This is a genomic window from Cupriavidus sp. H18C2 (genome assembly GCF_049393795.1).
Lineage (GTDB): Bacteria > Pseudomonadota > Gammaproteobacteria > Burkholderiales > Burkholderiaceae > Cupriavidus > Cupriavidus pauculus_C.
Window position 1 is genome coordinate 945,100 of sequence record NZ_CP186011.1, and the last position, 12,612, is coordinate 957,711.

Genomic DNA, 12,612 nt, shown 5'->3' on the forward strand with positions numbered 1-12,612 from the left:
CGTGCAAGCGCCGGGGCGATGGTCCACAATTCCGCCGGAGGGGCGCACCGCTGCATACGGTTCACGCGCTCCCCATGTCCCCAGCAACCGCTCCCCTCTCGCCAAGGAGAACACCGTGCTGAGCCCACATGAACTTGCCACGCTGATGTTGATCGGCAATGGCCCGCATACCCGCGACGATACGTCGACCATCCCCGCGCGCGAAATCGATCCCGTCGATCTCGATGCGCTGATCTCCAAGGAAATGGTGATCCTGCAGTCCGAACAGGGCCAACGCCCCTGTCCGCAGATCACCGCGCACGGCCGCTCGATGCTGGCCGCCGTGGGCCGCCTGGGCTAGCTGCCCGGGCCTTGCCCACAGTCTCTCTCGCTATCGACCCCGTGACCCGATGCCGGGTGGCTATCGCGTGACGGTGGTGTCGGTCAGCGGCTGCCATCGCAGCCATCCCCCAGCCATACGGGGCGTCCATGTCGACGCCCCTTTTTTTGTTCCCGCCCGTGCCCGGCGTCGGCCATGCGCCGACAGGCAGCGGCGGATGCAATCGCTATAGTCTGCTGAGCACCCGTAGGCGGCGCCGCGCGGCCCGCCCTGCCCCCCCGTTACAGGAGCCCGCCATCGCCGCTTGGCAATCGGACATCCCCGCCCGCCTGGACCGCCTGCCGTGGTCGCGCTGGCACTGGCGCGTGGCCATCGCGCTGGGCATCGCCTGGGTGCTGGACGGGCTCGAAGTCACGCTGGTCGGGTCGGTGGGCGCCGTGCTGGAGCGCCCGGACACGCTCGGCCTGAGCGCCGCGCAGGTGGGCTGGACCGGATCGCTGTATATCCTCGGCGCCGTGCTGGGCGCGCTGGTGTTCGGCCGGCTGGCCGACCGGCTTGGCCGCAAGCGGCTGTTCCTGGCCACGCTGGCCGTCTACATGGCCGCCACGCTGGCCACCGCGTTCTCGCCGAATTTTGCGTTCTTCGCGCTGTGCCGCTTCGTGACCGGGCTGGGTATTGGCGGTGAATACGCGGCCATCAACTCGGCCATCGACGAACTGATACCGGCCCGCGTGCGCGGCCGCGTCAACCTTGCGATCAACGGCAGCTTCTGGCTGGGCGCCGCGCTTGGGGCGGGCCTGAGCCTGTTGCTGCTGGACCCGCGCGTGTTCGGGCCGGTCTGGGGCTGGCGCGCCTGCTTTGCGCTGGGCGCGGTGCTGGCCGTGGCAATCGTGCTGATCCGCCGGCACGTGCCCGAAAGCCCCCGCTGGCTGACCACGCACGGCCGGCACGACGAGGCCGCGCGCGTGATCGCCGCCATCGAGGCCGAGGTGACGGCGCGGCATGGGCCGCTGCCCGCCCCCGACGCGGCGACCCACGTGGCCTATGCCGGCAAGCCGATTCCGTCGCTGCGCGAGATCGTGCGGCTGCTGGTGCATCGCTACCGGACGCGCAGCGTGGTCACGTTTGCGCTGATGGTGGCGCAGGCGTTCTTCTACAACGCCATCTTCTTTACCTATTCGCTGGTGCTGACCAAGTTCCAGGGCGTGCCCGAGGAGCGCGTGGCGCTCTATATCTTCCCGTTCGCGCTCGGCAACGCGCTGGGGCCGCTGGTGCTGGGGCCGCTGTTCGACCGTATCGGCCGGCGCAAGATGATTGCCGTGACCTATGTGCTGTCCGGCATCGGCCTGGCGGCCACGGGCTGGGCGTTCCGGGAAGGCTGGCTCGACGCGCGCTCGCAGGCGCTGTGCTGGTCGGCCGTGTTCTTCCTGGCGTCGGCCGCGGCCAGTTCGGCCTACCTGACCGCCAGCGAGGTGTTTCCGCTCGAAATGCGCGCGCTGGCCATCTCGGTGTTCTACGCGGTAGGCACCGGCACGGGCGGCTTTATCGCGCCGGTGCTGTTCGGCATGCTGATCGAAACCGGTAGCCGGGGCGCGGTGGCGGTAGGCTATGCCATCGGCGCGGCGCTGGTCATCGTGGCCGGGCTGCTGGCGCTGCGGTTCGGCGTGGATGCGGAGCGCCGCGCGCTGGAGGACATCGCCCCGCCGCTGGGCGCCGAGCGCGACTGACGGCGAAAAATATTCTTTCTCATATTTTTCCGGCGTATGTTATGTTATTCCATAACATTTCTACCGGATTCCGAGATGCCAACGCTCCACACCCAACTGCGCGCACTCCGCAAGCTGCGGGGCGTGACGCTGGGCGACGTCGGCCGCACCATCGGCATGGCGGCGTCTAACCTGTCCCAGGCCATCAGCGGCAAGCAGGATGTGCGCGGCTCGACACTCGTTGCCATCGCCGCCGCCATGGATGCCGAATGGGTGCTGGTGCCGCGCGAGCACCTGGACGACGTCCGGCAACTGCTGGCCGGCAAGACGGCCGGCCCTGACCGCGCCGCGCCCACCTCGGTCGACCTGCTGCTCGGGGACCAGACATGAGCGACGACCTGCGCCCGCGCTACCTGTCCGTCCACCTGCACGGCGTGCTCTGCGGCTACCTGTGCGAAGCGGGCCGCACCACGCGCTTCGTGCCCGGCGAGCAGTTCCGTGGCGATCCGGGGCGGCCCACGCTGAGCCTGTCGCTGTCCGTGCCCGGCAACGAGGCGGCCACCGCCACGGTGCTGTCCAACCCTTTCCATCCCGCGCTCTACAACACCGGCGGCGAGCTGCCGCCCTATTTTGCCGGCCTGCTGCCCGAGGGCGAACTGCGCAAGCGGCTGGAAGCCACGCGCCATCATCCCGACGACCGCGACGACTTTGGCGTGCTGGCCGCCGCCGGCGAGGACCTGCCCGGCGCGCTGACGATCCGCCCGGCCGACCTCGACGCGCTGCCGGACTACGTACGCACCGTGGGCGTCACCGGCGGGGCCGACAACCTTGAAATCGCCGTGGTCGAAGGCGCCACCGAGGGCGCCGCGTCGGTGTCCGGTGTGCAGAACAAGCTCGCGCTGTCCACGGCCCACGCGGGCCGGCGCTACACGATGCCCACGCACGGCCGCCTGTCGGACCTGATCGCCAAGCTGCCGGCCCGCAACGACGACAGCCAGATCTTCAACGAATACGTGTCGATGCAGCTGGCGCAGGCGGCCGGCGTGGCGGTGGCCGTCTGCCGGCCCCAGCCGCTGGCCGCGATCGACGTGCCGGGGCTGGCCGAGGCGCTGGGGCCGGACCTGCATTTCCTGGCCGTCGACCGTTTCGACCGCGAACCGGGCGGGCGCGTGCATGCCGAGGACGGCTGCCAGATCCTGACCCGCATGCCGGCGCGCAAGTACGCCGGCAGCGACGCCTACGTGGCCATCGTCCGGCTGCTGGACCGGCTCAGCGTGCGCGGCATCGAGGACGTGCGGCAGTTCTTCATGCGCCAGGCCGTGCATACGCTGCTGGGCAACAGCGACGCCCATCTCAAGAATTTCTCGTTCCTGTACCGCAATGGCACGATGCCCGAGCTGTCGCCGGCGTACGACATCGTCAGCGTGGCCGCGCTGCCGGGCTTTGCCGCGTTCGGCCAGAACGTGGCGATCGACGCCCTGCAGCGCCAGCAGACGCTGGAGACGTACCGCCAGTTCGCCCGGGACGCGCGGATCGCCGACCGCATTGCCGTGGCGGCGGTCAAGGACGCCGTGACGATGGCGCAGGCGCGCTGGCCCGAATTGCTCGACACGCTGCCCACGCCGCCGGCCATGCGGACCCTCGTGCTGGACCGCCTGCGCACGCTGCCGCTGGCACGGCTGGCGCGCCGCTAGCGGACGGCAGGCGGCTCAGCTCAGCCCGTCGAGCACCATGTGCTGGCCGTGGATGGCATCGGCCGCGTCGGAGGCCAGGAAGACCACGGCCCGTGCCGCGGCACCCGTGGAGACCCAGTGCGACGGCTCCGCCGACGGCATGGCGCGGCGGTTGGCCGGGGTATCGAGGATGCTCGGGGCGATGCTGTTGACGTTGATGCCGGCGCCGCGCACCTCGTGCGACAGGCTTTCCACCAGGCGCTGCAGCGCGCTCTTGGACGCCACGTAGGCGCCCATCGTCGCCGCCCCGGCCGTCGCGCTCCTGGCGGACACGGCCACCACCTTGCCGTGCCGCTGGAACATCATCGACGGGATGAAAGGGCCGGTGACGGCCACGAACGACCACGCATTCAGGTCCATCATGCGCAGCCACGACTCGCGGCTCATGGCATGGGTCGGGTCGCCCATCTCGAAGCCGCCCGCCACGTGCACCAGCACGTCGACCGTGCCGAAGGCGTCGAGGATGGCCGCCGCCACGCCCGCCATCGCCGTATCGGACGTGACGTCGGCCGCGTGCAGCAGCGTGCCGCCATGGTCGGGCTCGGGGTGGGCAAAGACGCTCTGCAGGTGCTGCAAGTTGTGGTCGATCAATGCCAGCCGCTCGTGTTCGGCGGCAAAGCGGCTGGCCACGGCGCGCCCGAGGGCGCCGGCCGCGCCGGTGATCACGACATGACGACGGGGGGCCTTCGCATCCATGGCTGGCTCCGGAACAGGGGTCCTTCCACCATAGTGCGTGGGTCCGGACTCCGCCAGCGGCCGGGCGGCGCCAACTGTACAGCACGTGGCGCCGGCATCTGTGCATGGCCGCGCGGTCGATGTTGGTGCAAGATGCGGCACCGCCCGCCCCTCGGGCTTTTCGTACCAGGATGCAGACGTGCCCCTTTCCCGCCTCAGGCAGAGCGAAACCCTGCTGGCCGTTGCCGCGCTGGTCGGCTCGATGGCGTCGCTGTGCATCGGCACGTCGTTTGCCAAGAGCCTGTTCGGCGCCGTGGGCGCCCAGGGCACCGTGGCGTTGCGGGTGGGGTTTGCCGCGCTGATCCTGATCGCGGTGTGGCGGCCGTGGCGGTTCCGGCTGTCGGGCACCCATGCGCGGGCCATCGCGCTGTACGGCGCTGCGCTGGGCGCGACCAACCTGCTGTTCTATATGTCGCTGCGGACCATCCCGCTCGGGCTGGCCATCGCCATCGAGTTCACGGGCCCGCTGACCGTGGCGGTACTGTCGTCGCGGCGTGCCATCGACTTCCTGTGGATCGCCTGCGCCGTGGCCGGGCTGGTGCTGCTGCTGCCGCTGGGCGATGCCGCCACGCACCTCGACCCCGTCGGCATCGGCTTTGCGCTGGCGGCCGGCGTGGGCTGGGCGCTCTATATCGTCTTCGGGCAGATGGCCGGCAACGCGCACGGCGGCCAGGCCACGTCGCTGGGCATGACCATGGCGGCGCTGGTGGCGCTGCCGTTCGGGCTGGCCCATGCGGGCCCGGCGCTTTTCAGCCCGGCGGTGCTGCTGGCCGGGCTGGCGGTGGGGCTGATGTCGAGCGCGATTCCGTATTCGCTGGAGATGGTGGCGCTGAAGCGGCTGCCGCGGCGGACCTTCGGCATCCTGCTGAGCCTGGAGCCCGCCATGGGCGCGCTGGCCGGGCTGGCGTTCCTGCACGAGCAGTTGACGCTGATCCAGTGGGTGGCGATTGCCGCCATCATCACCGCGTCGATCGGCTGCACGGCCACGTCGCGCGGCAAGAGCTAGTTGCCGGCGAACCAGTCGTGCGGCAGCCAGTGGTCGCGGCGCGGCCGGGTGGTGTCTGCCAGCGACAGGCTGACTTCGTGCAGGTAGCTGTCCTCGGGGTTGCGGCGCGTGGCAAAGCCGCAGTCGCGCATGATGGCCAGCATGCGGCGGTTTTCGCTCAGCACGTCGCCGCGCATGCCGCGTAGCCGGCCGGCCCGCGCCACCTGCTGCAGCCGCTGGATCAGCCGCCGCCCCAGGCCCTGGCCCTGCCAGTCATCGGCCACCACCACGGCCAGTTCGGCCACGTCATCGGCATTCACCACGTATTCGGCATTGGCGACGATGGTTTCCTCGCCCGATGCGGCGGGCGCCGTCACCACCATCGCCACGTCGCGTCCCGGGCGATGGCCGACAAAGCCCTGGATGGTCTCGTCGGCCACCCGGCCGCCGGTCAGAAAGCGGTAGTAGCGGCTTTCGCGCGACAGGCTGTCGACGAAGGCCCGCAGCGCGTCGCGATCGGCCGGCCGCACCGGCCGCACCGTCACCTGCCTGCCACCCCGCGCGATCCACTGTTCCGCGCCCGCCTCGTCTTGCTGTGTTCCGGTATCGCCACGCATCGCCCACCCCTGACTTCATTTCCTGTAGGCAGGACTATAGTCGAAACCCTGACTTTTGCAAATGAAGTTAGAGTGCTATCCTGAATTCATGCCGACCACAGTTCCACCCCTCTCGCCCGACGACTTCGCCCAGTGCTCGATTGCGGCCACGCTTGGCCTGATCGGCGAAAAGTGGACGATCCTTATCCTGCGCGACGTGTTCTCCGGCGTCCGCCGGTTCGACGACTTCCTGGCCCGCCTGCAGTGCTCACCGGCAGTGCTGTCCGCGCGGCTCAAGACGCTGACCGAGGCCGGCCTGCTGCGCAAGGTCGGCTACAAGGAACCCGGCGAGCGCGAGCGCTTTGCCTACCATCCCACCAAGTCCGCCGTGGACCTGCTGCCGGTCATCGTTGGCCTGATGCAATGGGGCGATGCCCACATGAAGCCGTGCGGCCAGGGGCCGGCCGAGATCCGCTCGCGGGTCAACGGGCTCAAGGTGCGCGCGGCCCTGATCGACGAGGAAAACCAGCTCGTCTCGCCCTCGGACATGCAGCTCATCTCGCTGCTCGATCCCGCCACGTCACCCCGCTGACCGGACCGGCGCGCACCGGCGCCGCACATTGCACTGCACCATAGCCGTGCGGCCGCCCTAGTCTGGCGCCGCACCACGATCCGTTAATGTGCCTGATGCGCCGCTTCAAGGCGGTTTTTCGGCCGCCCAGGCATCCCAGTCGCCACCTTCATCCCCTGGCACACCGCTTGCGATAGGTAGTGCGGGCCGGTCAACGGCGATCCGCCCACCCCACACAAGCGCGGCCGCCTTCTTCAAGGCGACCGGGCAGGACAACGGCGTCCCCAGAACTGGCCCCCATTGGCCAGGCTCTCGGGACGCCATTTGTTTTTGGAGCCCAAGGATGAACGGCAAAGCCACCCGGATCGACCTGCTGAGTCTGAAGACCCCGCAGATGCGCGCCTTCCACCTGACCTGGATGGCGTTCTTCGTCTGCTTCTTCGCCTGGTTTGCCTGCGCGCCGCTGATGCCGGTGCTCAAGGGCGAATTCGGGCTCACGCCGGGCCAGATCGCCAACATCAACATCGCCGCCGTGGCCGTCACGATCATCGTGCGGCTGATCATCGGGCCGATGTGCGACCGCTTTGGCCCGCGCAAGACCTATACGGGCCTGCTGGCCATCGGCGCGATCCCGGTCATCGGCGTGGCCTTTGCCCAGAACTACGAGACGTTCCTGTTCTTCCGCCTGCTGATCGGCGCGGTGGGCGCGAGCTTTGTCATCACGCAGTACCACACGTCGGTGATGTTCGCGCCCAACGTGGTGGGCACCGCCAACGCCGCGTCGGCCGGCTGGGGCAACGCCGGCGGCGGTGCCGCCCAGGGCGCCATGCCGCTGCTGCTGGCCGCCGTGCTGTTCCTGGGCGTGGACCACGCCATGGGCTGGCGCGTGGCGCTGATCGTGCCGGGCGTGCTGATGCTGGTGATGGCCGTTGTCTACTGGCGCTTCACGCAGGACTGCCCGGAAGGCAATTTCTCGGACCTGCGCGCCCAGGGCATCGCCGTGAGCGGCGGCAAGGGCGGCGGCGGCTGGGCCAGCTTCCGCGCCGCCAGCACCAACTACCGCGTCTGGATGCTGTTCATCACCTACGGCGCCTGCTTTGGCGTGGAGATCTTCATCCACAACGTGGCCGCCACGTTCTACGTGGACCGCTTTGGCCTGTCGCTGTCCGCCGCCGGCATGGCCGCCGCCAGCTTCGGCCTGCTGGCCCTGTTTGCCCGGGCGCTGGGCGGCTACCTGTCCGACAGGGTGGCCCGCCGCCGCGGCCTGGATGCGCGCTCGATCGTGCTGTTCGTCTTCATCCTGGGCGAAGGGCTGGGCCTGCTGGCCTTTGCCCACGCCTCGGGCGTGGTCACCGCCGTGGCCGCGATGCTGGTGTTCGGCCTGTTCACGCACATGGCCTGCGGCGCCACCTACGCGCTGGTGCCGTTCATCGACCGCAAGGCGCTGGGCGGCGTGGCCGGGATCATCGGCGCGGGCGGCAACGTCGGCGCGGTGGCGGCCGGCTTCCTGATGAAGGGCCTGGGCGACCTGCAGCTCACGCTGACGTACCTGGGCGTGGCCGCCACGCTGGCCGCGCTGTGCGCCATCGCCGTGCGCTTCAGCGCCGAGCACAAGGCCCGCGAGCAGGCGCTGTACGACAGCGCGCTCGCCAACTGATCGACGCCTCACACAAGATACCCCGCACAAGGAAAGCATCATGAAGATCATCATCGTCGGGCACGGCATGGTCGGCCACAAGTTCCTGGAATGCCTGGCCGATGCCGGCGCGCAGGACCTGGAAGTGACGGTGCTCTGCGAGGAGCCGCGCCCCGCCTACGACCGCGTCCACCTCTCGGAATTCTTCGCCGGCAAGTCGGCCGATGACCTGTCGCTGGTACCGGCGGGCTTCTTCGACCAGCACAACAACATGCTGCTGCGCCTGAACGCCAGGGCCACGGGCATCGACACGGCGGCGAAGACCGTCACCACGTCCACCGGCGAGACGCTGCCCTACGACAAGCTGGTGCTGGCCACCGGCTCGTACCCGTTCGTGCCGCCGCTGCCGGGCAAGGACCGCAAGGACACCTTCGTCTACCGCACCATCGAGGACCTGGAAGCCATGCTCGAATGCGGCCGGCGCGCCCGCACGGGCGTGGTCATCGGCGGCGGGCTGCTGGGCCTGGAATGCGCCAAGGCGCTGCGCGACATGGGGCTGGAAACCCACGTGGTGGAGTTTGCCCCGCGCCTGATGGCCGTGCAGGTGGACGACGGCGGCGGCCGCATGCTGCGCCAGAAGATCCAGGACCTTGGCGTGACGGCCCACACGGGCAAGAACACGGTGGAGATCGTCGATGGCGTGGACGGCACGCACCGCATGAACTTTGCCGACGGCACGCACCTGGACACCGACATGATCGTGTTCTCGGCCGGTATCCGCCCGCGCGACGAACTGGCGCGCCAGGCCGGCCTGGCCGTGGGCCCGCGCGGCGGCATCACCATCGACAACAACTGCCTGACCTCGGACCCGCACGTCTACGCCATCGGCGAATGCGCGCTCTGGGACGGCAAGATCTACGGCCTGGTGGCCCCCGGCTACGACATGGCCCGCGTGGCCGCCCGCCACCTGCGCGGCGAGGCCGCCGAGTTTGCCGGCGCCGACATGAGCACCAAGCTCAAGCTGATGGGCGTGGACGTGGCCAGCATCGGCGACCCGCACGGCAACGCGCCGGGCAGCCGGTCGTACCAGTTCACCGACGAGCGCAAGCAGGTCTACAAGAAGCTTGTGGTGTCCGATTGCGGCAAGTACCTGCTCGGCGGCGTGCTGGTGGGCGATGCGGCCGAGTACGGCACGCTGCTGCAGATGATGCTGAACCGCATCGAGCTGCCGGAATCGCCCGAATTCCTGATCCTGCCGTCGTCGGACGGTCAGGCCAAGCCTGCGCTGGGCGCCGACGCGCTGCCCGACACCGCCCAGATCTGCTCGTGCAACAACGTCAGCAAGGGCCAGATCTGCGCGGCCGTGACCGACGGCGCCACCAGCATCGGCGCGCTGAAGACCTGCACCAAGGCCGGCACCGCGTGCGGCGGCTGCGTGCCGCTGGTCACGCAGATCATGAAGGCCGAGATGAAGAAGCAGGGCATGGCCGTCAACAACCACCTCTGCGAGCACTTTCCGTACTCGCGCCAGGAGCTGTACCACCTGGTGCGCGTGGGCAAGTTCAAGACGTTCGACGACCTGCTGGCCGCGCACGGCAAGGGCCTGGGCTGCGACATCTGCAAGCCCACGGTGGGCAGCATCCTGGCCTCGTGCTGGAACGAGTTCGTGCTCAAGGAAGAGCACGCCAGCCTGCAGGATTCGAACGACTATTTCCTGGCCAACATCCAGAAGGACGGCACGTACTCGGTGGTGCCGCGCATGCCGGGCGGCGAGGTCACGCCTGACGGCCTGATCGCCGTGGGCCAGGTGGCCAAGAAGTACGGCCTCTACACCAAGATCACCGGCGGCGCGCGCGTGGACATGTTCGGCGCCCGGCTGGAGGAACTGCCGCTGATCTGGGAAGAACTGGTGGCCGCCGGCTTCGAATCGGGCCACGCCTACGGCAAGTCGCTGCGCACGGTGAAGTCGTGCGTCGGGTCGACGTGGTGCCGCTACGGCGTGGACGACTCCGTGGGCCTGGCGATCGACATCGAGAACCGCTACAAGGGCCTGCGCGCGCCGCACAAGATCAAGTTCGGCGTGTCGGGCTGCACGCGCGAGTGCGCCGAGGCGCAGGGCAAGGACGTGGGCATCATCGCCACCGAGCGCGGCTGGAACCTCTACGTCTGCGGCAACGGCGGCATGAAGCCGCGCCACGCCGAACTGCTGGCCGGCGACCTGGACCGCGAGACGCTGGTGCGCTACATCGACCGCTTCCTGATGTTCTACGTGCGCACGGCCGACCGCCTGCAGCGCACCAGCACCTGGCGCGACAACCTGGAAGGCGGCCTGGACTACCTGAAGGCCGTGGTCATCGACGACAAGCTCGGCATCGGCGCCGACCTGGAAGCCGAGATGCAGCACGTGGTGGACACCTACGAGGACGAGTGGAAGAAGGCCATCACCGACCCTGAGACCCGCAAGCGCTTCCGCCACTTCGTCAACAGCGACCTGCGCGACGACAACCTCGTCTTCCTGGAAGAGCGCGGCCAGATCCGCCCGGCCACGCCGGAGGAACGGAACTTGCAGCGCAACCGCCTGAGCCACATTCCCGTGGTTGCCGTGCCCGCCAAAGCTGCCTGAAACAAGGAGAACGTGATGAGCCAAGCCCACCATCCCGAAACCTGGACCGCAATCTGCACCTTGCGCGACATCGTGCCCAATACTGGTGTCTGCGCGCTGGTGGACCGGCAGCAGGTGGCCGTGTTCCGCATTGGCCGGGGCGAAGAGGTCTACGCGATCGCCAATTTCGATCCGAATTCGCAGGCCAACGTGCTGTCGCGCGGCCTGGTTGGCAGCCTGGGCGACCGCATCGTGGTGGCCTCGCCGATCTACAAGCACCACTTCGACCTGCGCACCGGCGAATGCCTGGAGGCGCCCGAGCACTCGGTCACGGCCTACGCGGCCCGCGTCTACGACGGCAAGGTCTGGGTGGCCGCATCGGCCACCACGGGCGCCGCCACGCCAGCCGGGGTCGAGGAAGAACTCGCCGCCTGAGCCCCCTGCCCCCTCCACGCGCCCCACGATCATGCTCACGACGTCAAACGCCTCATCTCCCGCCGCGTCGGCCCGGCCGCGCCTGGTCGTCGTCGGCAACGGCATGGCCGGCATGCGCACGGTGGAAGAACTGCTCAAGCTCGCGCCGGACCTGTACGACATCACGGTGTTCGGCGCCGAGCCCCACGGCAACTACAACCGCATCCTGCTGAGCCCGGTGCTTGCCGGCGAGAAGACCGTCGACGACATCATGCTCAACACGCGCGACTGGTACACCCAGCACGGCATCGAGCTGCTGGCCGGCGACCCCGTGGTGGCCATCGACCGGCCGCGCCGCATCGTGCGCTCGGCTTCAGGCCGCGAGGTGCGCTACGACCGGCTGCTGCTGGCCACGGGCTCCAAGCCGTTCATCATCCCGGTGCCCGGCCACGCGCTGGACGGCGTGATCGCGTTCCGCGACATCCAGGACGTGGAGACGATGCTCCACGCCGCGCGCAACCACCGCCACGCCGTGGTCATCGGCGGCGGCCTGCTGGGGCTGGAAGCCGCCAACGGGCTGATGCGCCAGGGCATGGACGTCACCGTGGTGCACCTGGCCGACAGCCTGATGGAGCGCCAGCTCGACAAGCCCGCCGCCGAACTGCTGAAGGCCGCGCTGGAGCGCAAGGGCCTGCGCTTCCTGCTGAAGGCGCAGACCGCGGCCATCCTGGGCGACGACCGCGTCACCGGCGTGCGCTTCCAGGACGGCTCGCAGGTGCCGGCGGACCTGGTGGTGATGACCGCCGGCGTGCGCCCGAACATCGAACTGGCGGCCGGCGCCGGGCTGCACTGCGAGCGCGCCATCGTCGTCGACGACACGCTGCAGACGTTCGACCCGCGCATCTACGCCGTGGGCGAATGCGTGCAGCACCGCAACGCCACGTTTGGCCTGGTGGCGCCGATCTGGGACCAGGCCCGCGTCTGCGCGGCGCACCTGGCCGGCGCGGGCCATCGGCGCTACATCCAGCAGGCCACGGCCACCAAGCTCAAGGTGACCGGCGTGGACCTGTACTCGGCCGGCGACTTCATCGGCGCCGAAGGCAGCGAGGACCTGGTGCTGCGCGATGCGCGCCGCGGCGTGTACAAGCGGCTGGTGCTGCAGGATGGCCGGCTCGTCGGCGCCGTGCTGTACGGCGACGTCAAGGACGGCCCGTGGTATTTCGACCTGATCCAGAGCGGCAAGCCCGTGGCCGCGCTGCGGCAGCGCCTGCTGTTCGGCCAGGCGCAGTGCGAGTCCCTGGCGGCCTGACGCCGG

At 69.4% G+C, this 12,612-nt stretch carries 12 protein-coding genes; 10 read left to right on the forward strand and 2 right to left on the reverse strand.

Going from position 1 to position 12,612, the window contains the following annotated elements; all coding sequences use genetic code 11:
- Positions 1-115 precede the first annotated feature (115 nt).
- From EPAKOI_RS20825 to EPAKOI_RS20840, 4 genes are all read left to right on the forward strand, one after another.
- The gene (locus EPAKOI_RS20825; protein ID WP_313835993.1) at positions 116-340 is read left to right on the forward strand and encodes a hypothetical protein; all 225 of its coding nucleotides are present in this window, start codon (positions 116-118) and stop codon (positions 338-340) included.
- A gap of 275 nt (positions 341-615) precedes the next feature.
- Positions 616-2,046: an MFS transporter gene (locus tag EPAKOI_RS20830; protein ID WP_423194551.1), complete on the forward strand. Its 1,431-nt coding sequence runs from the start codon at positions 616-618 to the stop codon at positions 2,044-2,046.
- 75 nt (positions 2,047-2,121) lie between these two features.
- Positions 2,122-2,415, forward strand: coding sequence for a helix-turn-helix transcriptional regulator (locus EPAKOI_RS20835; RefSeq protein WP_313835992.1), 294 nt, complete (start codon positions 2,122-2,124; stop codon positions 2,413-2,415).
- Positions 2,412-3,719, forward strand: a complete 1,308-nt coding sequence (locus tag EPAKOI_RS20840) for a type II toxin-antitoxin system HipA family toxin (RefSeq protein WP_423194519.1) — start codon at positions 2,412-2,414, stop codon at positions 3,717-3,719. The genes EPAKOI_RS20835 and EPAKOI_RS20840 overlap by 4 nt, the downstream gene beginning before the upstream one ends.
- A gap of 15 nt (positions 3,720-3,734) precedes the next feature.
- Here the strand turns inward: EPAKOI_RS20840 and EPAKOI_RS20845 are convergent, their stop codons facing one another.
- Entirely contained in the window at positions 3,735-4,454 is a 720-nt protein-coding gene (locus EPAKOI_RS20845) for an SDR family NAD(P)-dependent oxidoreductase (protein WP_423194520.1), read from the reverse strand.
- 178 nt (positions 4,455-4,632) lie between these two features.
- Between EPAKOI_RS20845 and EPAKOI_RS20850 the strand changes: the two genes are divergently transcribed.
- Positions 4,633-5,499, forward strand: coding sequence for an EamA family transporter (locus EPAKOI_RS20850; protein ID WP_124686401.1), 867 nt, complete (start codon positions 4,633-4,635; stop codon positions 5,497-5,499).
- Here EPAKOI_RS20850 and EPAKOI_RS20855 read toward each other — a convergent pair.
- A complete protein-coding gene (locus tag EPAKOI_RS20855; protein ID WP_423194521.1) occupies positions 5,496-6,095 on the reverse strand; it encodes a GNAT family N-acetyltransferase in 600 nt (199 codons plus the stop codon). The genes EPAKOI_RS20850 and EPAKOI_RS20855 overlap by 4 nt on opposite strands.
- A gap of 88 nt (positions 6,096-6,183) precedes the next feature.
- Between EPAKOI_RS20855 and EPAKOI_RS20860 the strand changes: the two genes are divergently transcribed.
- From EPAKOI_RS20860 to EPAKOI_RS20880, 5 genes are all read left to right on the forward strand, one after another.
- On the forward strand, positions 6,184-6,666 hold the full coding sequence (locus tag EPAKOI_RS20860; protein WP_313835983.1) for a helix-turn-helix domain-containing protein: 483 nt from the start codon (positions 6,184-6,186) through the stop codon (positions 6,664-6,666).
- A 322-nt stretch (positions 6,667-6,988) separates the two neighbouring features.
- Positions 6,989-8,302 carry an MFS transporter gene (locus EPAKOI_RS20865; protein ID WP_124686398.1) on the forward strand — a complete coding sequence of 438 codons (1,314 nt, stop codon included), beginning with the start codon at positions 6,989-6,991 and terminating at the stop codon, positions 8,300-8,302.
- Between the two features lie 40 nt (positions 8,303-8,342).
- The gene (nirB, locus tag EPAKOI_RS20870) at positions 8,343-10,904 is read left to right on the forward strand and encodes a nitrite reductase large subunit NirB (RefSeq protein WP_423194522.1); all 2,562 of its coding nucleotides are present in this window, start codon (positions 8,343-8,345) and stop codon (positions 10,902-10,904) included.
- 15 nt (positions 10,905-10,919) lie between these two features.
- Positions 10,920-11,318, forward strand: coding sequence for a nitrite reductase small subunit NirD (nirD, locus tag EPAKOI_RS20875; RefSeq protein WP_124686396.1), 399 nt, complete (start codon positions 10,920-10,922; stop codon positions 11,316-11,318).
- A gap of 31 nt (positions 11,319-11,349) precedes the next feature.
- Positions 11,350-12,606 (forward strand): NAD(P)/FAD-dependent oxidoreductase, encoded by a 1,257-nt coding sequence (locus EPAKOI_RS20880; protein ID WP_124686395.1) that lies wholly within the window; start codon positions 11,350-11,352, stop codon positions 12,604-12,606.
- The last annotated feature ends 6 nt before the right edge of the window (positions 12,607-12,612 follow it).